At 71.6% G+C, this 23,912-nt stretch carries 25 protein-coding genes; 12 read left to right on the plus strand and 13 right to left on the minus strand.

Annotated features, from left to right (window positions below):
- The first annotated feature begins 34 nt into the window (after positions 1–34).
- The 3 genes from paaZ to LR269_RS05635 all read left to right on the plus strand — a co-directional run bounded on the left by paaZ (position 35) and on the right by LR269_RS05635 (position 3,003).
- The gene (gene paaZ / locus LR269_RS05625; protein WP_231429788.1) at positions 35–2,131 is read left to right on the plus strand and encodes a phenylacetic acid degradation bifunctional protein PaaZ; all 2,097 of its coding nucleotides are present in this window, start codon (positions 35–37) and stop codon (positions 2,129–2,131) included.
- A 103-nt stretch (positions 2,132–2,234) separates the two neighbouring features.
- Complete coding sequence (locus tag LR269_RS05630; protein ID WP_231429789.1) at positions 2,235–2,684, plus strand: DUF2871 domain-containing protein; 450 nt, start codon at positions 2,235–2,237, stop codon at positions 2,682–2,684.
- A gap of 91 nt (positions 2,685–2,775) precedes the next feature.
- Positions 2,776–3,003: a hypothetical protein gene (locus LR269_RS05635; RefSeq protein WP_231429790.1), complete on the plus strand. Its 228-nt coding sequence runs from the start codon at positions 2,776–2,778 to the stop codon at positions 3,001–3,003.
- Between the two features lie 38 nt (positions 3,004–3,041).
- Here the strand turns inward: LR269_RS05635 and LR269_RS05640 are convergent, their stop codons facing one another.
- The 3 genes from LR269_RS05640 to paaI form a co-directional block, all read right to left on the minus strand.
- A complete protein-coding gene (locus LR269_RS05640; protein ID WP_231429791.1) occupies positions 3,042–3,671 on the minus strand; it encodes a TetR/AcrR family transcriptional regulator in 630 nt (209 codons plus the stop codon).
- A 70-nt stretch (positions 3,672–3,741) separates the two neighbouring features.
- Positions 3,742–5,091: a phenylacetate--CoA ligase PaaK gene (gene paaK / locus LR269_RS05645; RefSeq protein ID WP_374201087.1), complete on the minus strand. Its 1,350-nt coding sequence runs from the start codon at positions 5,089–5,091 to the stop codon at positions 3,742–3,744.
- A gap of 20 nt (positions 5,092–5,111) precedes the next feature.
- Entirely contained in the window at positions 5,112–5,525 is a 414-nt protein-coding gene (gene paaI, locus LR269_RS05650; protein ID WP_231429792.1) for a hydroxyphenylacetyl-CoA thioesterase PaaI, read from the minus strand.
- A 149-nt stretch (positions 5,526–5,674) separates the two neighbouring features.
- Here paaI and paaA point away from each other — a divergent pair, with 149 nt between their 5' ends.
- From paaA to LR269_RS05680, 6 genes are all read left to right on the plus strand, one after another.
- Positions 5,675–6,658: a 1,2-phenylacetyl-CoA epoxidase subunit PaaA gene (gene paaA, locus LR269_RS05655; RefSeq protein ID WP_231429793.1), complete on the plus strand. Its 984-nt coding sequence runs from the start codon at positions 5,675–5,677 to the stop codon at positions 6,656–6,658.
- The gene (gene paaB, locus LR269_RS05660; RefSeq protein WP_231429794.1) at positions 6,658–6,963 is read left to right on the plus strand and encodes a 1,2-phenylacetyl-CoA epoxidase subunit PaaB; all 306 of its coding nucleotides are present in this window, start codon (positions 6,658–6,660) and stop codon (positions 6,961–6,963) included. The genes paaA and paaB overlap by 1 nt, the downstream gene beginning before the upstream one ends.
- Positions 6,960–7,808, plus strand: coding sequence for a 1,2-phenylacetyl-CoA epoxidase subunit PaaC (paaC, locus tag LR269_RS05665; protein WP_231429795.1), 849 nt, complete (start codon positions 6,960–6,962; stop codon positions 7,806–7,808). Before paaB ends, paaC begins: the two co-directional genes overlap by 4 nt.
- Positions 7,805–8,353: a 1,2-phenylacetyl-CoA epoxidase subunit PaaD gene (paaD, locus tag LR269_RS05670; RefSeq protein ID WP_374201159.1), complete on the plus strand. Its 549-nt coding sequence runs from the start codon at positions 7,805–7,807 to the stop codon at positions 8,351–8,353. The genes paaC and paaD overlap by 4 nt, the downstream gene beginning before the upstream one ends.
- The gene (paaE, locus tag LR269_RS05675) at positions 8,353–9,528 is read left to right on the plus strand and encodes a 1,2-phenylacetyl-CoA epoxidase subunit PaaE (protein WP_231429796.1); all 1,176 of its coding nucleotides are present in this window, start codon (positions 8,353–8,355) and stop codon (positions 9,526–9,528) included. The genes paaD and paaE overlap by 1 nt, the downstream gene beginning before the upstream one ends.
- Positions 9,529–9,666: 138 nt before the next feature.
- Complete coding sequence (locus LR269_RS05680) at positions 9,667–10,458, plus strand: enoyl-CoA hydratase/isomerase family protein (protein WP_231429797.1); 792 nt, start codon at positions 9,667–9,669, stop codon at positions 10,456–10,458.
- Positions 10,459–10,571: 113 nt separating this feature from the next.
- Here LR269_RS05680 and LR269_RS05685 read toward each other — a convergent pair whose 3' ends face one another.
- From LR269_RS05685 to LR269_RS05720, 8 genes are all read right to left on the minus strand, one after another.
- The gene (locus LR269_RS05685; RefSeq protein WP_231429798.1) at positions 10,572–11,711 is read right to left on the minus strand and encodes a DUF3137 domain-containing protein; all 1,140 of its coding nucleotides are present in this window, start codon (positions 11,709–11,711) and stop codon (positions 10,572–10,574) included.
- Between the two features lie 63 nt (positions 11,712–11,774).
- On the minus strand, positions 11,775–12,134 hold the full coding sequence (mnhG, locus tag LR269_RS05690) for a monovalent cation/H(+) antiporter subunit G (RefSeq protein ID WP_231429799.1): 360 nt from the start codon (positions 12,132–12,134) through the stop codon (positions 11,775–11,777).
- Between the two features lie 52 nt (positions 12,135–12,186).
- On the minus strand, positions 12,187–12,459 hold the full coding sequence (locus tag LR269_RS05695) for a monovalent cation/H+ antiporter complex subunit F (protein ID WP_231429800.1): 273 nt from the start codon (positions 12,457–12,459) through the stop codon (positions 12,187–12,189).
- Complete coding sequence (locus LR269_RS05700; RefSeq protein WP_231429801.1) at positions 12,456–13,079, minus strand: Na+/H+ antiporter subunit E; 624 nt, start codon at positions 13,077–13,079, stop codon at positions 12,456–12,458. Before LR269_RS05700 ends, LR269_RS05695 begins: the two co-directional genes overlap by 4 nt.
- On the minus strand, positions 13,076–14,662 hold the full coding sequence (locus tag LR269_RS05705) for a Na+/H+ antiporter subunit D (RefSeq protein ID WP_275505272.1): 1,587 nt from the start codon (positions 14,660–14,662) through the stop codon (positions 13,076–13,078). Before LR269_RS05705 ends, LR269_RS05700 begins: the two co-directional genes overlap by 4 nt.
- Positions 14,659–15,189, minus strand: a complete 531-nt coding sequence (locus LR269_RS05710; RefSeq protein ID WP_231429802.1) for a sodium:proton antiporter — start codon at positions 15,187–15,189, stop codon at positions 14,659–14,661. The genes LR269_RS05705 and LR269_RS05710 overlap by 4 nt, the downstream gene beginning before the upstream one ends.
- On the minus strand, positions 15,186–18,146 hold the full coding sequence (locus LR269_RS05715) for a Na+/H+ antiporter subunit A (protein WP_231429803.1): 2,961 nt from the start codon (positions 18,144–18,146) through the stop codon (positions 15,186–15,188). Before LR269_RS05715 ends, LR269_RS05710 begins: the two co-directional genes overlap by 4 nt.
- Before the next feature lie 100 nt (positions 18,147–18,246).
- The gene (locus LR269_RS05720; protein WP_231429804.1) at positions 18,247–19,098 is read right to left on the minus strand and encodes a GntR family transcriptional regulator; all 852 of its coding nucleotides are present in this window, start codon (positions 19,096–19,098) and stop codon (positions 18,247–18,249) included.
- On the opposite strand from LR269_RS05720, the gene LR269_RS05725 reads away from it, so the two are divergent.
- Entirely contained in the window at positions 19,057–19,758 is a 702-nt protein-coding gene (locus tag LR269_RS05725) for an alpha/beta fold hydrolase (RefSeq protein ID WP_231429805.1), read from the plus strand. The two genes, LR269_RS05720 and LR269_RS05725, sit on opposite strands and share 42 nt — an antisense overlap.
- A 145-nt stretch (positions 19,759–19,903) precedes the next feature.
- On the opposite strand, the gene LR269_RS05730 is transcribed toward LR269_RS05725, so the two are convergent.
- Together LR269_RS05730 and LR269_RS05735 are read right to left on the minus strand one after the other, a co-directional pair.
- Positions 19,904–20,566 carry a response regulator transcription factor gene (locus LR269_RS05730; RefSeq protein ID WP_275505276.1) on the minus strand — a complete coding sequence of 221 codons (663 nt, stop codon included), beginning with the start codon at positions 20,564–20,566 and terminating at the stop codon, positions 19,904–19,906.
- A complete protein-coding gene (locus LR269_RS05735; protein WP_231429806.1) occupies positions 20,563–21,783 on the minus strand; it encodes a sensor histidine kinase in 1,221 nt (406 codons plus the stop codon). The genes LR269_RS05730 and LR269_RS05735 overlap by 4 nt, the downstream gene beginning before the upstream one ends.
- Before the next feature lie 162 nt (positions 21,784–21,945).
- Here LR269_RS05735 and LR269_RS05740 point away from each other — a divergent pair, with 162 nt between their 5' ends.
- Both LR269_RS05740 and LR269_RS05745 read left to right on the plus strand, forming a co-directional pair.
- Complete coding sequence (locus tag LR269_RS05740) at positions 21,946–22,923, plus strand: SMP-30/gluconolactonase/LRE family protein (protein WP_231429807.1); 978 nt, start codon at positions 21,946–21,948, stop codon at positions 22,921–22,923.
- A gap of 89 nt (positions 22,924–23,012) precedes the next feature.
- A complete protein-coding gene (locus tag LR269_RS05745; protein ID WP_231429808.1) occupies positions 23,013–23,882 on the plus strand; it encodes a sulfurtransferase in 870 nt (289 codons plus the stop codon).
- The last annotated feature ends 30 nt before the right edge of the window (positions 23,883–23,912 follow it).

Here is a 23,912-nt window from a genome sequence, read left to right on the forward strand (position 1 = left end):
ATCGTCGCTCCCCGACCCCCGAGAGGATTCACTGATGACCGAGATCCTGCCGAGCTACGTCCGCGGCGAGTGGTGGACGCCCGACGCCGATGCCGCGGCCGGCGCGACCGAGGTGCGCGACGCCTCGACGGGCGAGGTCGTCGCCCGGGTCTCGACCGAGGGCCTCGACCTCGGCGGCGCGCTCGACTACGCGCGCACGGTGGGGCAGGCGAGCCTCGGCGAGCTGACCTTCCACCAGCGGGCGGTGCTGCTCAAGCAGATGGCGCTCGCGCTCACCGAGCGCAAGGCCGAGCTCTACGAGATCTCGAGCCGCACCGGCGCCACGAAGCAGGACTCGTGGGTCGACATCGACGGCGGCATCGGCGTGCTCTTCACCTACTCGGGCAAGGGCCGCCGCGAGATGCCGAACGCGAAGGTCTACGTCGACGGCGCGGTCGAGCCGCTCTCGAAGGACGGCTCATTCCTCGGCCGGCACATCTACACCCGCCTGCCGGGTGTCGCCGTGCAGATCAACGCCTTCAACTTCCCGGTCTGGGGGTCGCTCGAGAAGTTCGCCCCGGCGTTCCTCGCCGGCATGCCGACGGTCGTGAAGCCCGCGACGCCCACCGGCTACCTCGCCGAGCACATGGTGCGCATCCTCGTCGAGTCGGGCCTCCTGCCCGACGGCTCGCTGCAGCTGGTGTCGGGCAGCGTGCCCACCCTGTTCGACGAGCTGCGCCTCGGCGACCTCGTCGGCTTCACCGGTTCGGCGTCGACCGCCGAGCGGCTGAGGGCGCACGATTCCGTGCAGACCGGCGGGGTGCGCTTCACGAGCGAGACCGACTCGATCAACGCCTCGGTGCTCGGCACCGACGCCGTCGCCGGAACCCCCGAGTTCGACGCGTACGTCAAGCAGCTCGTCGTCGAGATGACGACGAAGGCCGGGCAGAAGTGCACGGCCATCCGCCGGGCGATCGTGCCCGAGGCATCCATCGACGCCGTCATCGACGCGGTGCGCGCGCGCATCGCGGAGCGCGTCGTCGTCGGCGACCCGCGCACCGAGGGCGTCACCATGGGCCCGCTCGCGTCGCTCGCCCAGCGCGACGAGGTGCTGCGCCAGGTGGGCCGCCTCGAGCAGGCCGGCGGCGAGGTCGTCGTCGGGTCGACGGGCACACCCACCGTCACCCTCGCCGACGGCACGCGCGGCGAGGCATCCGACGGCGCCTTCGTCTCGCCGGTGCTGCTGCGGTTCGCGGATGCCTCGAGCCCGGCGCTGCACGAGGTCGAGGCCTTCGGCCCGGTGTCGTCGATCGTCGGCTACGACTCGCTCGACGAGGCGGTCGCGCTCGTGGCGCGGGGCGGCGGATCCCTCGTGACGAGCGTCGCGACGCACGACCCCGACGTCGCCGTCGCGCTCGCGTCGGGCATCGCCGCCTACAACGGGCGCGTGCTCTTCCTCGACCGCGACGACGCGCGCAGCTCGACCGGTCACGGGTCGCCGCTGCCGAACCTCGTGCACGGCGGGCCCGGGCGGGCCGGTGGCGGCGAGGAGCTCGGCGGCATCCGCGCCGTGCTGCACCACATGCAGCGCACCGCGGTGCAGGGTTCGCCCGAGATGCTGACCGCGCTCACCGGCGTGTGGCACGCGGGCGCCGCGGCCCGGCCGTACGAGGCGAGCGGTGAGCCGCACCCGTTCCGCAAGTCGCTCGCCGAGCTGCGCATCGGCGACCAGGTCGCGTCGGCGCCGCGCGTCGTGACCCTCGACGACATCGAGACGTTCGCGAACTTCACGGGCGACACGTTCTACGCCCACATGAACGAGGAGGCGGCGGCCGCGAACCCGTTCTTCCCCGGCCGGGTCGCCCACGGGTACCTGCTCGTGTCGTGGGCCGCCGGCCTCTTCGTCGACCCCGAGCCGGGCCCGGTGCTCGCGAACTACGGCCTCGAGAACCTGCGCTTCATCACGCCCGTGTCGCCAGGCGACGAGATCCGTGTCGAACTCACGGCCAAGCAGATCTCGCCGCGCGAGACCGACGAGTACGGCGAGGTGCGCTGGGACGCGGTGCTGAAGAACCAGAACGACGAGCTCGTCGCGACCTACGACGTGCTGACGCTCGTCGCGAAGGAGCGGACGGAGCCGCAGCCCGCGTAGGTCGCGCGACCGGTTCGAACCTTCGAACGATGCGGCGGACGGCGCGCCTGCGCCAGACTGGGCGCGAACGCGCCGACCGGGCGCGACCGAAGGAGCGACATCCATGAACCGTCTCTTCACCGCCGCCGTCGTCTACGTCGTGCTCGGGCTCGGATCGGGCCTGTACTACCGCGAGTTCACGAAGGCGAACGACTTCCTCGAGGGCGCCCCGACGCAGCTCTCCGTCGTGCACACGCACCTGCTCGCCCTCGGGCTGCTCGTGATGCTCATCGTGCTCGCGCTCGAGAAGTCGTTCACCCTCAGCGCGAGCCCGCTGTTCGGCTGGTTCTTCTGGGTCTACAACGCGGGCGTGCTGCTGACGAGCGCGATGATGGTCTGGCACGGTTCGCTCACCGTGCTCGGCGAGGAGTCGAACGCCGCGATCGCCGGCGTCGCGGGCCTCGGGCACATCATCGTCACCGCGGGACTCATCCTGCTGATGATGGCGCTGCGCAAGGGCATCACGGCCGCGAAGAAGGCCGAGACCGAGGCATCCGCCCCCGTCACGGGCTGACGGCGGGCGAGGGCGGGCACCTCAGTGCCCGCCCTCGCCGAAGTTAGGGCGATGTCCTGATGTCGCGCCCCCACCTCAGGGCGGAGGCTGGGTGTCGATCGAAGGAGTCGACACCATGTACATCTCGGAGACCGCATTCCCGCACCTCGCCGCCGAAGCCGACGCGCGCCTCGCTCGCGAGCTCGAGCGGCGTCGCGTGATCGCCGAGCGCCTCGCCGAAACGGGCGAGCACTCCCGCCGCCTCGGGCGGGGCACCCGGCGGGCGTGGTTCCAGCGTTCGGCCGTGCCCGCGCACTCGCCGCTCGCCGCGACGGCGTGAGCCGGTCGGCGGCGATCACCGCCGATGGATGCCTCGGGTCAGCCCAGCAGCTCTTCGACCCGGTTCTCGGTCGGCATGCGCAGGCCGTCGAGCGCGATCGCGATGACGTCGTCGGCCAGGCGGTCGGCGTTCTCGCGGCCGCCCGGGCGGTACCACTCGACGATCGAGTTGATCATGCCGAACGCGAGGCGCGAGACGACGCTCGCGTCGATGTCGCTGCGCAGGGTGCCCTCGGCCTGGGCCTCGGCGACGATCGCGGTCACGCGCTTGTCGAAGTCGCGCCGTCGGGCGAGGGCTCGGCGCTCGACGTCGGTGTTGCCGCGCACGCGCAGGAGCAGCGTGACCGACGGCAATTCGTCGACGAGCACGTGCACGGCACCGCGCAGCACCCGGTCGAGCCGGTCGGCCGCGCGGCCGCCCGCCGCGTCGTTCTCGTCGACGACGCCCTCGAGCCCGCCGAGCGCGGCCTCGAGCGCCTGGTCGAGGATCTCGTCCTTCGAGGCGAAGTGGTGGTAGATCGCCGACTTCGACAGTCCGAGCCGTTCGGCGAGCACGCCCATCGAGGTCGCGTCGTACCCGAACTCGTTGAACGCCGCCACGGCGACGTCGAGGATGCCCTGCCGGTCGTAGCCGGGGCGGCCCCGTCGCAGGCTTCCGTTCTCGCTCATCGCCCCCATCCTCGCACCTCGGGTTCCGAGACGCGTGCTCCTTCGCCGCGCGCTCCCCGACCCGCCGACGTCACCCGTTGCGCAGGTCGTAGACCCGCTTGTACTTGCCCTCGCTGCGCGGCAGTGCCCCCGGCTCTTCGAGCTGCACGACCACCGTCGAGCCGACGTGCACCTTGATGCGCTGGGCGAGCACGACCGCTGCGGCCTCGCACGTCTCGACCGAGAGGTCGGGATGGCGCTCGATGCGCACCGTGAGCGCGTCCATGCGCCCCTCCTTCGTCAGCTCGAGGACGAAGTGCGGCGTGAGCTGCTCGATGCCGAGCACGAGCTCCTCGATCTGCGTCGGGAAGAGGTTGACCCCGCGCAGGATGATCATGTCGTCGTTGCGCCCGGTGATCTTCTCCATGCGGCGCATGCCGGGGCGCGCGGTGCCGGGCAGCAGGCGCGTGAGATCGCGGGTGCGGTACCGGATGACCGGGAACGCCTCCTTGGTGAGCGAGGTGAACACGAGCTCGCCCATCTCGCCGTCGGCGAGCACCGCGCCCGTGTCGCCGTCGATGATCTCGGGCAGGAAGTGGTCCTCCCAGAGGTGCGGGCCGTCCTTCGTCTCGAGGCACTCGTTGCCGACGCCCGGGCCCATGACCTCGCTGAGCCCGTAGATGTCGAGCGCGTCGAGCCCGAGGCGCTGCTCGAGCTCGTGGCGCATCTCGTTCGTCCACGGCTCGGCGCCGAGCACGGCGACCTTGAGCGACGTCGAGCGCGGGTCGATGCCCTGCTCGGCCATCGCGTCGGCGATCGTCAGCAGGTAGCTCGGCGTGCAGAGGATCGCGTCGGGCTCGAAGTCCATGATCAGCTGCACCTGCCGAGCGGTCTGCCCGCCCGACATCGGGATGACGGTCGCGCCGAGGGCCTCGATGCCGGCGTGGGCGCCGAGCCCGCCGGTGAACAGGCCGTAGCCGTAGGCGTTGTGCACCTTCATGCCGGCGCGGATGCCGCTCGCCCGGAGCGACCGGGCGACGAGCGACGCCCAGCGCTCCAGGTCGCCCTTCGTGTAGCCGACCACCGTCGGCCGGCCGGTCGTGCCGCTCGAGGCGTGGATGCGCGCCACCTCGGACATCGGCACGGCGAACATGCCGAACGGGTAGGTCTCGCGCAGGTCGGCCTTGGTCGTGAACGGCAGCCTCGCGACGTCGGCGAGCGACCGGATGTCTCGCGGGTGCACTCCCGCCTCGTCGAACTTGCGGGTGTAGAGGGGCACGTGCTCGTACGCGTGCGCCACGGTCTGCTGCAGCCGTTCGAGCTGCAGCGTCTCGATCTCGGCGCGGCTCAGCCGCTCCTCGGGGTCGAGCTCGTCGAGCGCCGGCGGCTGCAGGCCCGAGACGGAGACGCTGGTGGTGGGGGCGTTGGTCGTCGTCGACACGGTGGCTCCTGTGCGGGGGATCAGAAGGTGCGGTTGGTGGAGATCGAGCGGCCGCGGAACTCGGCGACCGCGTCGCCGTCTTCGTCGACGACCGACACGTCGTAGAGGCCGGTGCGGCCCGAACGGGTTCGTCGCACGGCGGTGGCGGTGAGAGTTTGGCCGGCATGCGTCGACTTGAGGAACGTGATGTCGGCGCCGGCGGCGACGGTGACCCGGTCGTCCTCGTTGCACGAGATCGCGAAGGCGGTGTCGGCGAGGGCGAACACCAGGCCGCCGTGGGTGATGCCGAAGCCGTTCGTCATCTCCTCGCGCACGACCATGCTCACGACGGCGTGGCCGGGGTCGTCGCGCTCGACGACGAGGCCGAGCCAGGCCGAGGCGCGGTCGCGCTGCATCATCGCGCGGTTGAGGGTGTCGGCGTCGGCATCGGTCATCTCGCACTCCTCATCGAGTCGGCGGCGCCGTTGCTGCGGCGCCGAGATCGAATATATACTAACTGAACGATCGGTTGGTAATATCGGGATGCCCCGGCACGCGCCGCGGCCCGATCGGCGCCGACCGCCGCAGAACCCAGGAGTCGATGATGACCGCACCAGCAGACCTCCGCCCGGTGACCGGGGAGGCATCCGATGCCGACGGCCAGGCCGCGTTCGACGCGATCATCGCCGCCGACTCGCGCATCGAACCCCGCGACTGGATGCCGGAGGCCTACCGCAAGACGCTCATCCGCCAGATCTCGCAGCACGCGCACTCCGAGATCATCGGCATGCAGCCCGAGTCGAACTGGATCACGCGGGCGCCGAGCCTCAAGCGCAAGGCGATCCTCATGGCGAAGGTGCAGGACGAGGCGGGCCACGGCCTGTACCTCTACTCGGCGGCGCAGACGCTCGGCATCTCGCGTGAGGAGATGATGCAGCAGCTCATCGAGGGGCGCGCTCGCTACTCGTCGATCTTCAACTACACGACGCCGACGTGGGCCGACATGGGGGCCATCGGCTGGCTCGTCGACGGTGCCGCGATCTGCAACCAGGTGCCGCTGTGCCGCGCTTCGTACGGCCCGTACGGGCGGGCGATGGTGCGCATCTGCAAAGAGGAGTCGTTCCACCAGCGGCAGGGGTTCGAGATCCTGCTCGAGCTCATGCAGGGCACCGAGGCGCAGCGCGAGATGGCGCAGGAGTCCGTGAACCGCTGGTACTGGCCGAGCCTGCAGATGTTCGGCCCGCCCGACGACCAGTCGCCGAACTCGGCGCAGTCGATGGCGTGGAACATCAAGCGGTTCTCGAACGACGAGCTGCGCCAGCGCTTCGTCGGCATGCTCGTGCCGCAGGCCGAGGTGCTCGGGGTCACCCTCCCCGACCCGAACCTCGCCTGGAACGAGGAGAAGCAGGCCTACGACATGAGCGAGATCGACTGGACCGAGTTCAACGAGGTGCTCGGCGGTCGCGGTCCCGCGAACGCCGAGCGGCTGCGCCGGCGCCGCGAGGCCCACGAGGAGGGCGCCTGGGTGCGCGAGGCCGCCGCCGAGTACGCCCGCAAGCAGGCGCTGAAGCAGAAGGCGGTGGCGTGATGTCGACTCCCGGTGAGACCGGAACCGAGGCCTGGCCCCTGTGGGAGGTCTTCGTGCGCGCCAACCGCGGCCTGAGCCACGTGCACGTCGGCTCGCTGCACGCGCCCGACGCCGACATGGCCGTGCGCAACGCGCGCGACCTCTACACGCGCCGCAACGAGGGCGTGTCGATCTGGGTGGTTCCGGCCGTGGCGATCACGACGAGCGACCCCGATGCGAAGGGCGCCTTCTTCGAGAGCCCCGCTGGCAAGAACTACCGCCACGCGGTCTACTACACGAAGAGCGAGGGGGTGAAGCACCTGTGAGCGACACCGCCCATGGCGACGTCACCGTCGATCGGCTCGCGCTCGCCGACGAGCTCGCCGGATCGGCGGCCGACGGCATCGCCCGCGTCGCCTCGCCCGAGGTCGCCGAGTACGCCCTGCGCCTCGGCGACGACGCACTCGTCAACGCCCAGCAGCTCGGCATGTGGATCACCCGTGCGCCCGAGCTCGAAGAAGATGTCGCACTCGGGAACATCGGGCTCGACCTGCTCGGGCACGCCCGCTCGCTGCTGCACTACGCGGGCACCGCGTCGGACCGCAGCGAGGACGACCTCGCCTACTGGCGCGACGAGCCCGAGTGGCGCAACGCCTGGCTCTTCGAACAGCCGAACGGCGACTTCGCCTGCACGATCGCGCGGCAGCTCGTGGCATCCCTGTACTGGTTCGAACTGTACGGCGCGCTCACCGAGTCGACCGACCCGACCCTCGCCGCGATCGCCGCGAAGGCCGTGAAGGAGGTCGACTACCACCGCGACCACGCCGTGCAGTGGACCCTGCGCCTCGCGGGCGGCACCGACGAGTCGCGCCGCCGCATGATCGAGGGCGTCACGGTCACGTGGCCGTACGTCGACGAGCTCTTCGCCGACGACGACCTCGTCGAGCGCCTCGCCGCCGACGGCGTCGCCGTGCTGCCCTCGTCGCTGCGACCCGCGTTCGAGGCGGCGATCGACGCCGTGTTCGCCGAGGCAGAGCTCGAACGGCCGAGCGGGCGTACGGCGTACACCGCGTCGGGCGGCGGGCGCGGCGGATCGCACACCGAACGACTCGGGCCGCTGCTCGCCGAGATGCAGGTGCTCGCCCGGCAGCATCGGGGTGCGTCGTGGTGACTGCGGCTGTCACCGATGGTCTCGATACGCGTCCTCCTACGTCGGGCGCCACTCGCTCGACCGAGAACCACGCCTGGTCGGTCGCCGCGACGGTGACCGACCCCGAGATCCCCGTGCTCACGATCGAGGACCTCGGCGTGCTGCGCTCGGTCGAGGTGGGCGACGACGGTGCGGTGCGCGTGCAGATCACCCCCACCTACAGCGGATGCCCCGCGATGGACGCCATCCGCGACGACGTGCTGCTCGCGCTCACGCACGCCGGCTACGACGACGTGCGCGTCGAGCTCGTGCTCGCCCCCGCCTGGACCACCGACTGGATGAGCGAAGCCGGCAAGCAGAAGCTCCGCCGATACGGCATCCAGGCGCCGACCGGCCGCGCAGCGGCCCGCGATGCGGGGCCCGTGCGCGTGCAGCTCGGCGTGAAGTGCCCCCGCTGCGACTCGCTCAACACCCGCGAGCTCGCCCGCTTCGGCTCGACGTCGTGCAAGGCGCTCTACGAGTGCCGCGACTGCCTCGAGCCCTTCGACTACTTCAAGGTGCTCTGATGGCGGCGAAGAACCTCGGCTCCACCCGCCCCGAGCAGGTCGCCGAGGCGTTCCTCGCGTCGACGGTGGGCGGCGAGCACGTGCCCAAGCGGCGCCGCGCTCGCTTCCACTCGCTCGAGGTGGCCGAGGTGCGTCCGCTCACGAGCGACTCGGTCGAGGTCACCTTCGCCGTGCCCGACGAGCTCGCCGACGAGTACTCGTACCTGCCGGGCCAGTACGTCGCGCTGCGCAAGGAGCTCGACGGCTACGAGCGCCGCCGCAGCTATTCGATCTGCCGTCCCCCCGAGCGGGGCAGCCTGTCGGTCGCGATCAAGCGCGACCTCGGCGGGGTCTTCTCGACGTGGGCGAACTCCGAGCTCCGGGCCGGCGACACGCTCGACGTGATGAGCCCGCAGGGCACCTTCACCTCGACCCTCGACGCGCTCGACGGCAAGCACGTCGTCGGCATCGCGGCCGGCTCCGGCATCACCCCGCTGATGGCACTCGCGCAGGCCGTGCTCGCCCGCTCCGAGACATCCGAGTTCGAGCTCGTCTACACGAACCGGTCGACGCTCGACGTGATGTTCCTCGAAGAGCTGGCCGAACTCAAGGACCGCTACCCGTCGAGGCTCGCCCTGCACCACGTGCTCTCGCGCGAGCAGCGCACCGCGCCGCTGCTCTCGGGCCGCATCGACGCCGAGAAGCTCGGCACGATGCTCGACGTGCTGATTCGCCCCGAGACCGTCGACGAGTGGTTCCTGTGCGGGCCGTTCGAGCTCGTGCAGCTCGCTCGCGACACCCTCGCCGAGCGCGGGGTGCCGGTCGGCCACGTCCGCTACGAGCTCTTCACGACCGACGCCGACCAGGTCGAGCCGCGGCACGGTCGCCCCGTCGTCGTGCAGCAGGGCGAGCAGACGGTGTCGATCGAGTTCACCCTCGACGGGCAGTCGTCGACGGTCGAGAGCCCCGTGTCGGCGAACGAGTCGATCCTCAACGCGGCGCTGCGCGTGCGCCCCGACGTGCCGTTCGCGTGCGCGGGCGGCGTCTGCGGCACGTGCCGCGCACGGGTCGTCGAGGGCAGCGTGAACATGACCGAGAACTACGCGCTCGAGCCCGACGAGCTCGAGCGCGGATACGTGCTCACCTGCCAGTCGCACCCGAAGTCCGAGCGCGTCGTGGTCGACTATGACGTGTAGCGGTGCGGTCGGGCTCGCCCGCACCGGCGTCGACGCCCGCCGAGTGTTGCCGTTCGCGCAGAATGTGGCCGAGCGAACAGCCCGGTTCGGCGCAAACGGCAACGCTCGGCGACACCAGCACGAAGGAGTGGAGCAGCGATGATCGAGTTCACGGTCGACGGGACGACCCGGGTCGGCGAGGTCGTGCTGAACGCGCCCGACAAGCTCAACGCGCTCGACGAGCACGCGCTCGGCGAGCTCGCGGCGGCGTACGCCGAGGCGGGCCGGCTCGCGCAGTCCGGCGACCTGCGCGCCCTCGTGCTGCGCGGCGAGGGGCGTGCGTTCTGCGCCGGCCGCGACATCTCGGGCGTCGACCCGCGTGAGGACGACGTGCTCGGCTACCTCGGCGGCCGGGTCGAGCCGCTGCTGCACACGATGGCCGGCCTGCCGGTGCCGACCTTCGCCGTCGCGCACGGTGCGTGCCTCGGCGTCGGGCTGGGCCTGCTCATCGCGAGCGACATCGTGTACGTCGCCGACACCGCGAAGATCGGCTCGCCGTTCGCGAACCTCGGCGCCACGCTCGACTCGGGCGGCCACGCGCTCTTCGTCGAGCGGCTCGGAGCCCACAAGACGATGGACCTCATCGTCACGGGCCGGCTCATGACGGGCGACGAGGCGGTCGCCTCGGGCCTGTTCAGCCGCGTCTTCGAAGCCACCGAGGTGCTGGATGCCACCCGCGCGGCGGCCCGGGCGGCCGCGACGGGAGCGACCCAGGCGTTCGTCGCCTCGAAGATGCTCGTGGCGTCGCTGCGCGACGACCGGCTGGGGCTCTGGGCCTCGATGTCCGAGGAGAACCGCGCGCAGGCCGCCCTCTGCGACACGGCCGACTACCGTGAGGGCTTCGCCGCCTTCCAGGAGAAGCGCAAGCCGCAGTTCACCGGTCGCGGCTGAGTCGCTCGTCGACGGTTTCCGTTTGCACCGAACGTTGCCCGGAGAACCGACACGCTCAGTGCGAACGGCAACACTCGGCGGAGGTCGGGCGCGCCGCGGCGCGGCTCGTCAGCTCAGTCGCCGCCCGTGAGCGATTCGAGCAGCGGGATGACGAACCAGATGCCGACCATGACGACGAGCGGCAGCACGGCGAGCACGGGGATGCGGTGCTTCAGCCGTCGACCCTGCGGCGCCACGCCCCTGGGGATGCCGGGCGTCGGGTTCGCCGTCGAGGCAGACACGCCGTCGTCCGGCTCGGCGAGCCGGTCGTCGCGCCAGCGCTCCCAGCGCTCGAGCTTCGCGTCGAGCACGTCGATCGTCGCGAAGACCCACTCCCACGTCGCGGGGTCGGTGCCGGAGAGCGGGCGCGAGCCGTGCGAGTAGAGGTAGAGCCGGTCGTCGACGATCTCGATGTCGAACTCCGCGACGGTGTCGACGAACCGCGCCATGACGTCGGGAGTGAACAGGTACAGGGCGTCGGCCTCGTAGCCCTCGGGACAGTACAGGTCGAAGTAGCGATCGAAGTCGCCCTCGAGCGACAGCCGCTGAGCGGTCGCGAGCGGTACCGGCAGGTTCGAGCCGAGTGCCGGCGAGTTGTTGCGCCTCGAGTCGAGCACGATGTGCGGCAGCCGGCGTTCGAGCGTGATCTCGACGTACGACCACGAGAACGTCTCGTGCGTCTTCGCGGTCTTCTGCACGTAGCGGTAGTTCGCGATCTCGACGGGGCGGGGGCGAGTGAGGCGAACGACCTCGCTCGCGACGCGGTCGCCGCCGATGCCGAAGATCATGCCGGGGGACTCGGGGTCGGCGATGCGCGGCACGAACTCGAGCCCGTTGGCGGCGGCGAATCGGCTCACCCGGTAGCGTTCCTCGCCGGCGCGGCGGCGGTCCTTCACGATGAACCAGGCGAGGCACGCGATGAGGGTCGCGGCCCCGAGGAACGCGATCTGGAACACGCGGTCGGACGACATGTCGACGCCGAGCTGCTCGAGCACGGGGGAGGCGAGCATCACCACGAGCGCGAGCGGCAGGGCGATGACGAAGGCCGCGACCCCGCCGAGCACGACCCCGACGACGACGCCGAAGCCCCCCGAGCGGCCGTCGGTCGGCGCGAAGCCGTTGTCGGACTCGTATGCGCGCACCGCCCCGCGGTCGACCGGGCCCGACAGCGGGGCGAAGTCTGACGGGGCGCGGTCGGCGGCCTTCTCGCTCATCCGCCGATCGTATCGGCGGATCTCGAGACGGGCGCTCGACCGCTCATCGACCTGCGCCCGAGCTCAGCGACCCGCCGGGTGCTCGTCGTGCTCGGCGATGTCGCGGCCGAGGTCGTCCTCGATGAGCAGGTCGCGGCGCACGTGGTCGGTGCGGTAGGCCGAGCGACCGAGCATGTGCGCGGTCATCGGCTGGGTCAGCAGCTGGAACGTCATGATCACGATGACCGTCGAGATCACGCCCCACGTCGGCGCGCGCAGCGCGATCGCGAGCAGCACGGCGGCGAGCCCGAGCACCTGCGGCTTCGTCGCGGCGTGCAGCCGGGTGAGCACGTCGGGGAACCGCAGGATGCCGAGCCCGGCCGCCATCGAGAGGAAGGCGCTCACCAGGATGAGCAGCCCGACCGCGACGTCCGCGCCGGTCATCGCCCACCTCCCGGCTCAGCGCGCAGCGCATCTCGCGCGACGTCGACGCCGCTCACGAGGCATCCTGCTTCGCCATGAACCGGGCGATCGAGATCGACCCGACGACCGCGAACATCGCGAGGATGAGCAGCACCACGAGCGTGTCGGTGTGCCGGTTGATCGCCATCTCGGCGCCGAGCGCGCACATCGCGATCGCGAGCAGCACGTCGGTCGCGAGCGCCCGGTCGAGGATCGACGGCCCCTTGATGATGCGCACCACGGCGGCGATCGCGCCGATGCCGAACATCACGCCGGCGGCGATCGAGACGACGGTGAGGAAGGTCATGCAGTGCCTCCGTTCGATCCACGCGTGCCGGATGCCTCGTGGCCGGCGCCCGCCCGGCGGGCCCGCCGCTCGGCGCGCACGACCTCGGCCTGCTCCCGGGTGCCGATCGCGAGCACGATGCGCTCCTCGGTGCCGAGCACCTGTCGCCGGGTGCGGTCGATGTCGGCCTGCGTGCGGGTGCCGAGCGCGTGCAGGTAGAGCAGCCCGCGCTCGCGGTCGATGTCGACGACGACCGTGCCGGGAACGACCGAGATCGCTTCGGCGGTGAGGGTCGTCACGAGGTCGGAGCGGGTGTGCAGCTGCACGACGATGATCGAGTTCATCGGCTTCCACCACGGCCAGATCGCGAGCACGGCGACCTGCAGCGACGCGTGCACGACGTCGAACATCATGCGGAGGCCGAGCAGCAGCCCCCGCCACGGGTTGAACCGGCCGCTCAGCAGCACGGGGGGCAGGTAGAGCAGGCGGGTCACGGCGATCGCGAGCACCACGCCCGTGACGATGCTCAGCACGTCGATGTGGTCCCACAGCAGCAGCCACAGCACGAGCAGCCCGACGAGCAGCGGCAGCTGCCGCCACACCGACCGCCAGCGCGACACGGGTTCGTTCGTGTGCGTCATCGGGTGCCTCCGGGGAACACGATCGAGACGTACACCGACGGGTCGCTGAGCCCTTCGGCCGCGCGCCCCGCGAACTCGAACAGCGGGCCCGCGAACACCGTGAGGCAGACGGTGACCGCGACGAGCGCCGCCGTCGCGACGACCATGAGCACCGGCGTCGTCCGGGTCGCGGTGACCGTCGCGCCCTCGGGGGCCTCGAGCACCGAGCCGAGCAGCACCGACTCGTAGCCCTCGAGCTCGTCGCGCCGGCGCCAGAACGCCATGTTCCAGAACCGGGTCAGCGCGTAGAGCGTGATGAGCGAGGTCGCCGCGCCGGCCGCGATCACGACCCAGATGAGCCAGTCGGGCGCGGTCGAGGCGTCGGGTGCTGCGCCCTGCGCGCCCGCGACGAACAGGCCGACCTTGCCGAGGAACCCCGAGAACGGCGGGATGCCGCCGAGGTTCAGCGCCGGGATGAAGAACAGGATCGCGAGCAGCGGCGAGGCCTTGAGCAGCCCCGCGAGCCGGTTGATGGAGGTCGCACCGCCGAATCGCTCGATGAGCCCCGTCGTGAGGAACAGCGCCGTCTGCACCGTGATGTGGTGCACGACGTAGTAGATCGTCGCGGTCAGGCCGAGCACGCTCGACAGCCCGATGCCGAAGATCATGTAGCCGATGTGGCTCACGAGGGTGAACGAGAGCAGTCGCTTGATGTCGGCCTGCGTGAGCGCGCCGAGGATGCCGATGAGCATGGTCAGCCCGCCGATCACGATGAGCAGCGTCGACAGGTCGTTCTCGGTGAACAGCACGGTCTCGGTGCGGATGATCGCGTACACGCCGACCTTGGTCAGCAAGCCGGCGAAGACCGCCGTCACGGGTGCGGGCGCCGTCGGGTACGAGTCGGGCAGCCAGAACGACAGCGGGAACACGGCCGCCTTGATGCCGAACGCGACGAGCAGCAGCAGGTGCAGGATGAGCTGCACGTCCTGCGGCAGCTCGGCGATGCGCACCGAGAGCTGGGCGATGTTCGCCGTGCCCGTCGCCCCGTAGATGAGCGCGATCGCGCTGAGGAAGAAGAGCGAGGACACGAGGCTCGTGATGATGTACGTGACGCCCGAGCGGATGCGCTCGCCCGTGCCGCCGAGGGTCAGCAGCACGTAGCTCGCGGCAAGCAGGATCTCGAACCCGACGTAGAGGTTGAACAGGTCTCCCGCGATGAACGCGTTGAACACGCCCGCCGCGAGGATCAGGTACGTCGGGTGGAAGATCGACACCGGCGTCTCCCGGTGCTGGTCGGCGATGCCCTGCCCGACCGAGTAGACGAGCACGACGAGCAGCATGATCGCCGAGATCACGAGCATGATGGCCGACAGCCGGTCGACGACGAGGGTGATGCCCCATGGGGCGTCCCACGCGCCGATGTAGACGACGGCCGGGCCGGTCGTGTCGACCGCGACGAGCAGCACCGCGGCGATCACCGTGACCGCGGCGAGCACGGCGACGCCGACGGCCATCTGCGCGCGGCGCCGACGGCCGAGCATGAGCGTGACCGCAGCGCCGAGCATCGGCAGCAGGACGACGAGGGGAACGAGGGTCGCGGTCACGGGCGGCCCCGTTCGTCGTCTCGGTCGCGGGCGGATGCCTCGCGCTCGAGCTCTTCGTCGTCGATGGCGGCGACGAGCTCGTCGAACTCCTCGTCGCTCGCGTCGATGAGCGACTGGATCGCCTCGTCGTCGGCCGCGGAGGAGCGGATGAGGTCGGCCGCCTCCTCGGCGTCTTCGGCCAGCTCGGCCTCGTCGTCGACGAGGTCGCCCTTCGCGCCGAGCTGCGCCAGCCACCACGAGCGGTAGATGAGGGCGAGCATGAAGGCGGTGATGCCGAGGTTGATCACGATCGCGGTGAGCACGAACGCCTGCGGCAGCGGGTCGGAGATCTCGCCCTCGTCGACGCCCTCGCCGAGGATCGGCGCGAGGCCGGGGGCGCCGCTCATGAGGTACATGAGGATGTTCACGGCGTTGCCGACGAGCAGGAACCCGATGAGCACGCGCGTCAGGCTGCGCTCGAGCATGACGGCGATGCCGGCGCCGAAGAGCACCGCCATGAGGAGGACGAGGGTCAGGGAGGCGGTCACGCGGGGGCCCCCTCGCGGTCGGCGGCGGTCGGGTCGGATGCCTCGGGGTCGGCCTCCGACTCCTCCTGGTGCCGGTCGACCTCGGCCCCGAGCGAACGCAGGATGTCGAGCACGAGCCCGACCACCACGAGGTACACGCCGATGTCGAAGAGCGTCGACGTGCCGATCGAGAGGTGGCCGAGCAGGGGCACGTCGGCCTCGAACCACGTCGACTCGAACACGGTGAGCCCGAACAGCAACGAGGACGTCGCGGTGCCGGCCGCGAGCAGCAGGCCGGTGCCGAGCAGCCGCCCGGCGTCGACGGGCGCCGCTTCGCCGAGTTCGTAGCGGCCGCCCGCGAGGTAGCGGGCGACGAGCGCGAGCCCCGCGAGCAGGCCGCCGGCGAAGCCGCCGCCGGGCGCGTTGTGCCCGACGAAGAGCAGGTACACCGACACGATGATCGCGGGGTGGAACAGCAGCCGCACGAGCACCTCGATGAGGATCGACCGGTTGCGCGGCGACAGCGTGCGGCCGGCGAGCAGCCACGTCTGCCGGTTCTCGTGGGCCTCGGCTCGCGCGTCGGTCTCGTCGTCGACGTCGGCGAGCCGCGGCTTCGCCGCGCGGATGCTCGACGCCGGCTCGAGCACCGGCTGCAGGCGGTTGCGGCGATCGGGCTCGTCGAGCCGGGGTGCGCCGCCCGTGCGGCCCGAGACGAAGATGAGGCTCGCGACGCCCGTCGCGACGGCGACGAGCACGGAGATCTCGCCGAGGGTGTCCCACGCGCGGATGTCGACGAGCATGACGTTGACGATGTTCTTGCCGTGCGCCTCGAGGCTAAGCGCGGGCAGCCCGCCGGCGATCGTCGGCTCGATGCGGGCGCCGAGGGCGACGAGGCCGATCACGGCCATGACGAGACCGGCGAGCACCCCGATGACGGTGCGCGTGACGCGACCGAGCGCCGTCGGGTGCACGGCGCTCTGCTTCGGCAGGCGACGCAGCACGAGCACGAACACGACGATCGTGATGGTCTCGACGAGCGCCTGCGTGAGCGCGAGGTCGGGCGCGCCCGACATGCCGAACAGCAGCACGAGTCCGTACCCGGTCACGCTCACGAGCAGTACCGACGTCACGCGCTGGCGGATGATCGCGGCGGCGATCGCGGCGAAGGCCATGATGAGCGCGATGAACGGTTGCGCCGGGTAGTCCCAGAGCCGAACGCCGTCGGGCCAGGTGCTGTTGAGCATGGCGGCGGTGCCGAGGCCCGCGATGAACACGACCATGATGATCGCGAGGTACCCCGCGAGGCCGCGCACCTGGAACGCGGTCGTCACCCACGCGGCCGTGCGATCGACGGCCGAGACGATGCGGAGGTAGCCGCGGGCCGAGTCGATCGCCGGCGGCAGCGACGCCTGCATGCGCGCGACCCGTCGGCGGCCCCACACGAGCAGCGCGGCGATCGCGAAGACGGCCGCCGACAGCCAGAGGGCCGGCTCGAACCCGTGCCACAGTGCGAGGTGGTAGTCGTGGGCGCCCGGCAGGGTGTCGGCGTAGGCCGCGAACAGCGGCTCGATGGCCGCCACCGTGAACGCCGAGACGAACGATGCCGCCGCGAGCAGCGCCGGGGCGATGCCGATGGCCGGGCTCTCATGGTGCAGGGGTGTGGGCGCGACATCCGCCTTCGTGAAGAACGCGCCCCAGACGAACCGCACGGTGTAGGCGACGGTGAGCACCGAGCCGGCGAAGGCGGCGGTGAGTGCGATCCAGCCCCACGTGTCGCCCGCGAGCGCCGAGTCGAGCTCGGCGGTGAAGACCGCCTCCTTCGCGACGAAGCCGAGCAGCGGCGGCAGGCCCGCCATCGAGCCCGCGGCGACGAACGCGATCGTCGCGATCACGGGCATGCGCCGGCCGAGGCCCGAGAGCTTCCGCCAGTCGCGGGTGCCGGCGGCGTGGTCGACGATGCCGACCACGAGGAAGAGCGTCGCCTTGAACAGGGCGTGCGCGAGCAGCAGGGCCATGCCGGCCAGCGCCGCGTCGCGGGTGCCGAACCCCGTGACCATCACGAGGAATCCGAGCTGGCTGACCGTGCCGTACGCGAGCAGCAGCTTGAGGTCGTACTGCCGCAGGGCGCGCCAGCCGCCCACGAGCATGGTGAGCGCGCCGAGCCCGATGACGATGGGATGCCACACCTCGAGGTCCGCGTAGCCGGGGGCGAGCCGGGCGACGAGGTAGACGCCGGCCTTCACCATGGCAGCGGCGTGCAGGTAGGCGCTCACCGGGGTGGGTGCGGCCATCGCGGCGGGCAGCCAGAAGTGGAACGGCACGAGCGCGCTCTTCGAGATCGCGCCCACGAGCACGAGTGCGACGGCCCACTCGCCGGCCGCGTCGGTGACGGGGTGCGCGACGAGCTCGGCGAGGCTCGTCGTGCCGCCCGCGACCGAGAGGATCACGAGGCCGACGAGCATCGCGAGGCCGCCGAACGTCGTCACGGTGAGGGCCTGCAGCGCGGCACCGCGGCTCTCCTTCCGCCCCGTGTAGTGGCCGATGAGGAGGTACGAGAGCACGCTCGTCGCCTCCCAGAACGTGAACAGGATGAACACGTCGTCGGCGGTGACGAGGCCGAACATCACCCCGGCGAAGGCGAGCAGCAGTGCGGCGAAGCGGCCGAGGGCGGGTTCGTCGTCGCTGAAGTACCAGGTGCAGTAGACGAGCACGAGGGCGCCGATGCCCGTCACGATGAGCGCGAGCAGCAGTGCGAGGGCGTCGAGCCGGAAGCTGAGCGCGATGTCGAGCGTGGGGATCCACTCGACCGACTCGACGAGGACGTCGCCGGCGACCACCGCGGGGACGAGGGTGAGCAGCCAGCCGAAGACGGCGGCGGGCAGCACGGCCAGCAAGAGGAAGACCCGGCGCCCGAGCAGCCTCGTCAGGGTCGGGGCGAGCAGCGAGAGCACGCCGAAGGCGACGAGGCTGAAGATCATCCACCCTCCTCACGCCGCGCAATCGTCCGGCCACCAGCCTACCGGGGCTCGACGCGGGTGCCCCGGCGCTGCGCATCCGACGGCGCAGACCCGCGGATCGTCAGCCCGCAGGAGTGCCGTTCTCCGACGGCAGGCTGTGCCAGATCTCGAAGGTGAGCTCCGCTGCCCCCTCGGCGTCGCCGTCGGTCAGGAGCTGGATGAGTCGTTCATGCCGTTCGATCGACGCCGGCCCGTCCGCTGCGAAGCGGTCGCGTTCCGATCGCCGCACCACGGGGCCGAACTGGTCGAGTACCGACTCGATGGCGTGGTTCCCGAGGCTGGACACCGGTACCGAGTGCAGCTCATCATCGGCGTCGAGCGCCGCGGCGGTGTCGCCGGCGCCCACGGCCCGGGCGAACCGGCCGTTCGCTTCGCGCATCCGCGCCACCTCGGCATCGGACAGGTTGCCCGCCGTCTCCCGTGCGACGAGGACATGCATCGCGGCGACCACGTCGCGTGCGTCCCTCACGGCCTTCGGGTCGATGGCGCTCACCGTCGTCGATCGTCCGGGCACCGCGACCACGAGTCCGCTCGCACCGAGACGGAGGAGCGCTTCGCGAACCGGGGTCCGGCTGACGCCGAGCCACTCCGCGAGGTCCACGTCTTTCAGCTGCTCCCCGGGCAGGAACGTGCCGTCGACGATCGCGTCCCGGAGCCGGCGGAACACGTCGTCGCGCAACAATGACCGGTCGACACCGGGGGCGCTGCGGGGAATCGGCATGCAATATATTGCCCATACTCCAGCCCTGGGAGGCAAGTCGATGCTCGGCCCGGGTGCGGATCTTGCAACATGCAATATATTGCGTATCGCCGGTGTTGCATCACATGACCGCAACCCACCGGCCGAACGGCCACTCCGGAAGGAAGAGACATGAACATCGAAAACGGCATCACCAACGTCGTCCTCGTGCACGGGGCGTTCGCCGACGGATCAGGATGGCGCCGCGTGTACGACCAGCTGACCGCACGCGGCTACCGGGTCTCGATCGTGCAGAACCCGCTCACGTCGCTCGAGGCCGACGTGGCGGCCACGAAGCGGGTGCTCGACCTCCAGGACGGGCCGACGATCCTCGTCGGCCACTCGTGGGGCGGCACCGTCATCACCGAGGCGGGCGCCCACCCCAAGGTCGCCGGACTCGTGTACGTGTCGGCGCTGGCGCCCGACGCGGGGGAGAGCACCGCTCAGCAGTACGAGGGGTTCGCGCCGACGCCCGAGTTCGTCATCGACGTCGGCGACGACGGTTACGGATACCTCAACCGCGACGCCTTCCACGCCGGATTCGCCGCCGACGTCAGCGACGCCGACGCCGCCTTCCTCGCCGACAGCCAGGTGCCCATCGACATGGCCGTGTTCGCAACCCCGGTGACTGCGGCCGCCTGGCGTGACAAGCCGAGCTGGGCCGTCATCGCGACCGAGGACAAGGCGTTCGACCAGGCCATGCTGCAGCACATGGCCACGCGCATCGGCGCGGACATCACCAACGTGCCGGGCAGCCACGCGCTGTTCATCACCCAGGCCGAGACGGTCGCCGACGTCATCGTCACCGCAGCCGAGCGCAGCGCGACGCGCTGACGTCGTCGCCGAGCTCCGGGGTCGGTTCGCTCACCTGCAGCGAGCCGACCCCGAGCGCCTGCGGCCACCGCGGTTCGCGGGAGCGGATCCGAAGAATTCCACGTGGTCCGAGGTCGAGCGGCGATGATCGTTGACGGCGGGAGCCCTATCGGCGGATGATGCGGCGCTCGATCGCCGCCGCGACCGCCCCTGCCCGCGTGTCGACGCCGAGCTTCGCGTAGATGTGGGAGAGGTGCGACTTCACGGTCGCCTCGGAGACCAGCAGCTCGCGGGCGAGCTCCTTGTTGCCGAGACCGTCGGCGAGGAGTTCGAGCACCTCGACCTCGCGCTCGGTGACCACCGGGCCCGGCGCGGCGGCGCGGCGCACGAGGGTCGCGGCCACCGACGGCGCGAGCACGGTCTCGCCGCGGGCGACCGCGCGGATGCCGGCGAACAGCTCGTCGGGCGGGGCGTCCTTCAACAGGTAGCCGCCTGCACCGGCCTCGAGCGCGCGGATGATGTCGGCCTCGGTGTCGTACGTCGTCAGCACGAGCACGGCGGGCGGTTCGTCGAGCGCGCGCAGCCGGGCGGTCGTCGCGACTCCTCCGGGGCCCTCGCCGAGGTTGAGGTCCATGAGCACGACGTCGGGGCGGTAGGCGCGCGTCTTCGCGACGGCCTCGTCGGCATCGCCGGCCTCCGCGACGACCTCGAGCCCGTCCTTTCCGCCGAGGAGGGCGGCGAGCCCCGCGCGCACCACCGGGTGGTCGTCGACGAGGATGACGCGCACCGGTGCGGCGCCGGCCTGCGACACGCGGGATGCCTCGCTCACGACGTCACCTGCTCTTCCGTGCTGCTCGACAGGGGGAACGATACCGACACCGTGGTGCCCTCGCCCGGCGCGCTCTCGATCTCGGCGCGTCCGCCGAGCTCCTCGGCCCGCTCGCGGAGCCCGCGCAGGCCGTGCCCCCGGTCGGCGGCCCCGCGACGGTTCGAGGCGACGTCGAACCCGACGCCGTCGTCGCGCACGTCGAGGCGGATCTCGTCGGGCTGGTAGGTGAGGCTCACGACGACGCGTCTCGCGTGCGCGTGCTCGACGGCGTTCGCGACGGCGCCCCTGGCACTGCGCAGGAGTGCGCCGGCGGTCGGGGCGGGCACGGCGCGGGCGGCGCCGTGCCGGTGGAACGCGAGCACGGGCCCGGCGCCCGTGGCGGAGGCATCCGTCACCAGGCGATCGATGGCGTCGGGCAGCGCGTCGGCGCTTCCGTCCTCGAGCGCGGCCGGTGCGAGGTCGCGCACGACCCGGCGCACCTCGTCGAGACCCTCGCGCGCGGTCGCGGCCGCCGTGCGCACGTGCTCGCGAGCCGAGTCGGGGCGGGCCCGCCAGTCCTGCTCGGCCGCCTGCAGCAGCAGGTTGATGCTCGAGAGCTGCTGGCCGACCGAGTCGTGGATCTCGCGCGAGAGCCGGGTGCGTTCGGCGAGCGCGCCCGCTCGGTGCTGCGCCTCGGCCAGCTCGTCCTGCGCGTCGGTCAGCTCGTCGAGCAGGCGCTGGCGTTCGGCCGACTCCCGTTCGAGGGCGCGGTAGGCGATGACCGTCGCGATCGCGATGCCCGCGGGGCCGACGATGACGGTCGGGTCGATGCCGTCGTCGATGCGCGACCACGCGACGCTCACGACGACCGTCATGACGACGACGACCGCGACCGCGGGCCCGAACGGGATCACTCGCAGCACCGCGAACGCGAGCGGCACCGCGCACCACGCGAACGACGGGGCGGCGAGGGTCAGCGCCATCCACAGCACGACCACGCCGACCACCCAGATCGTCGGCCAGGCGCCGCGCCGGGGGAGCACGGGGCGCAGCGAGGCGACCACGGCGAGCGCCGCCGCACCCGCGAGCACCGCCGCCGTCTCGGGTGCGAGACCGTGCCGCTCGACATAGCGGGCCGCGCACACGACGAGGAGCACGAGGAGCACCGCGTGCAGCCAGCGGTCGAAGCGGGCGACGGGCGCGAGGATGCCGCGCATGCCGTTGATCTCCTGCTCCATGACCGCACAGCCTACGGACCGTCGGTCCATGCGGGCGTCATCCGATCGGCTATTCGAATCGAGCCGGATGCCCGACGCCTCGCGGCGGAACGTGCGGTGGAGTGGAATCACCCGGTTCGCACCGGACCAGGACCGGACCGGACGTCCCCAGGAGGAGATTCCATGAAGCACCAGACCACCATCGCCGCCCTGCTCGCCGCGGCGACCCTGACCACGATCGTCACGACCGGGGCCGCGCCGGCCCTCGCCCAGGAGGCCGACCACGGCCGCCCGGGCACGTACACCCTGAACGGCGACGCCGAGGGCAGCCGCTTCGAGGGCATCGGGGCCGACCGGCGCAGCGGCGCCTTCTACGTGAGCGAGGTCACCGGCGGCGAGATCCACCGCGGCGACGTGCGCTCGTCGACCACCGAGCAGTGGATCGCGGGCGACGGCACCGACGGCCGCTACACGGCCCGCGGCATCACGGTCGACGGCGCCGGCAACGTCTTCGTCGCCGGCGGCCCCAACGGCATCGGCACCGGCCGCCCCGACCTGTGGGTGTACTCGCCCGAGGGCGACCTGCTCGCCTCGCTGCGTGTGCCGGGCACTGCCGACGCGTTCCTCAACGACGTCGCGATCGGCGCCGACGGTGCCGCGTACTTCACGAACTCGAACGACCCGCAGGTCTTCCGGGTGGCGCAGGACGCCGACGGCGAGTGGGCCGCCGAACTGTGGGCCGACGCGACCGGCACGGTCTCGCGGTCGGCCGGCTTCAACCTCGGCGGTATCGTGCTGACCGCTGACGAGAGCGCGTTCGTCGTCGCCCAGGGCAATGTCGGCAAGCTGTTCCGCTTCGGCTTCGACGGCACCGTCACCGAGATCGCGACCCCCGGTGCCGACCTCGTGAACGCCGACGGCCTGGTGCGCGAGGGCAACCGGCTCACCGTCGTCCGCAACTTCTCGAAGGCGATCACGACCCTGCGCATCTCGGCCGACGGCTCGACCGCGCGCTTCGTGAGCGACGTGGCGACCGACCCGAGCCGCGTCCTCACGACCGCCGAGTCACTGCACGGCCGCACCCTCTACGTCGACAGCGAGTTCGGCGACGGCCAGGTCGAGGCCCCCTACGAGGTCGTCACGAACCCGTTCGCGGGCTGACCCGACTCACGATCGGCATGACGGATGCCTCGGGCGCGAGCCCGAGGCATCCGTCGTCGTCGTTCGCCGAGTCTTGGGAGGATGGACGCATGCCGATCCTCATCACCGCCGACGAGCTCGCCGCCCGCCTCGACGCCGAACGCACGGGCCGCGCCGACACCCGCACGGTCGTGCTCGACGTGCGCTGGTCGCTCGCCCAGCCCGACGGCACCGACGCGTACCGCGCCGGGCACATCCCCGGCGCCGTCTACGTCGACCTCGACGGCGAGCTCGCCGACCACGACGCGGTCGGCGAGGGGCGGCATCCGCTGCCGACCGAGGCGGCGTTCACCCGGGCGATGCGGCGCTGGGGCGTACGCGACGGCGACACCGTCGTGGTGACCGACGACCTCGGCAACCAGTCGGCCGCCCGGGCGTGGTGGCTGCTGCGGCACGCCGGCGTCGCCGACGTGCGCATGCTCGACGGCGCGCTCGCCGCCTGGCGGGCGGCCGGCCTGCCGCTCGAGACGGGGGATGCCTCGCCCGAGCCCGGCGACGCGACCGCGCACTTCGGCGGCATGCCCGTGATCGGCATCGACGAGGCCGCCGCCCTGCCGGGGCGTGGCGTGCTGCTCGACGCGCGCGCCGTCGAGCGGTATCGCGGCGAGGTCGAGCCGATCGACCCGCGGGCCGGTCACATCCCGGGTGCGAGGTCGGCGCCGAGCGGCGGCAGCCTCGACGCGTCGGGCCGGTTCCTCGCGGCCGAGGCACTGCGCGAGCGGTTCGCCGCCGTCGGCGTCGTGCCGGAGTCCGGCGCGCCCGTCGCGGCCTACTGCGGTTCGGGCGTCACGGCCGCCCACGCCGTCGCCGCGCTCGCGATCGCCGGTGTCGACGCGGCGCTCTACCCGGGCTCGTGGAGCCAGTGGTCGAACGACGAGACGCGCCTCGCGGCGACGGGCGACGAGCCTTCCGCTGATTGAGGTGCGGCGGGGCCGGTGAACCGCACCCGT

The organism is Agromyces sp. S2-1-8 (genome assembly GCF_021129215.1).
GTDB classification, from domain to species: Bacteria; Actinomycetota; Actinomycetes; order Actinomycetales; family Microbacteriaceae; genus Agromyces; species Agromyces chromiiresistens.

Bases quoted from the DNA above. Each gene is read 5' to 3' on its own strand.
- paaZ (WP_231429788.1), top strand. From the start codon at position 35: ATGACCGAGATCCTGCCGAGCTACGTCCGCGGCGAGTGGTGGACGCCC.
- LR269_RS05630 (WP_231429789.1), top strand. From the start codon at position 2,235: ATGAACCGTCTCTTCACCGCCGCCGTCGTCTACGTCGTGCTCGGGCTC.
- LR269_RS05640 (WP_231429791.1), bottom strand. From the start codon at position 3,671: ATGAGCGAGAACGGAAGCCTGCGACGGGGCCGCCCCGGCTACGACCGG.
- paaI (WP_231429792.1), bottom strand. From the start codon at position 5,525: ATGACCGATGCCGACGCCGACACCCTCAACCGCGCGATGATGCAGCGC.
- paaA (WP_231429793.1), top strand. From the start codon at position 5,675: ATGACCGCACCAGCAGACCTCCGCCCGGTGACCGGGGAGGCATCCGAT.
- paaB (WP_231429794.1), top strand. From the start codon at position 6,658: ATGTCGACTCCCGGTGAGACCGGAACCGAGGCCTGGCCCCTGTGGGAG.
- paaE (WP_231429796.1), top strand. From the start codon at position 8,353: ATGGCGGCGAAGAACCTCGGCTCCACCCGCCCCGAGCAGGTCGCCGAG.
- LR269_RS05680 (WP_231429797.1), top strand. From the start codon at position 9,667: ATGATCGAGTTCACGGTCGACGGGACGACCCGGGTCGGCGAGGTCGTG.
- LR269_RS05685 (WP_231429798.1), bottom strand. From the start codon at position 11,711: ATGAGCGAGAAGGCCGCCGACCGCGCCCCGTCAGACTTCGCCCCGCTG.
- mnhG (WP_231429799.1), bottom strand. From the start codon at position 12,134: ATGACCGGCGCGGACGTCGCGGTCGGGCTGCTCATCCTGGTGAGCGCC.
- LR269_RS05695 (WP_231429800.1), bottom strand. From the start codon at position 12,459: ATGACCTTCCTCACCGTCGTCTCGATCGCCGCCGGCGTGATGTTCGGC.
- LR269_RS05700 (WP_231429801.1), bottom strand. From the start codon at position 13,079: ATGACGCACACGAACGAACCCGTGTCGCGCTGGCGGTCGGTGTGGCGG.
- LR269_RS05715 (WP_231429803.1), bottom strand. From the start codon at position 18,146: ATGATCTTCAGCCTCGTCGCCTTCGGCGTGCTCTCGCTGCTCGCCCCG.
- LR269_RS05725 (WP_231429805.1), top strand. From the start codon at position 19,057: ATGAACATCGAAAACGGCATCACCAACGTCGTCCTCGTGCACGGGGCG.
- LR269_RS05735 (WP_231429806.1), bottom strand. From the start codon at position 21,783: ATGGAGCAGGAGATCAACGGCATGCGCGGCATCCTCGCGCCCGTCGCC.
- LR269_RS05740 (WP_231429807.1), top strand. From the start codon at position 21,946: ATGAAGCACCAGACCACCATCGCCGCCCTGCTCGCCGCGGCGACCCTG.
- LR269_RS05745 (WP_231429808.1), top strand. From the start codon at position 23,013: ATGCCGATCCTCATCACCGCCGACGAGCTCGCCGCCCGCCTCGACGCC.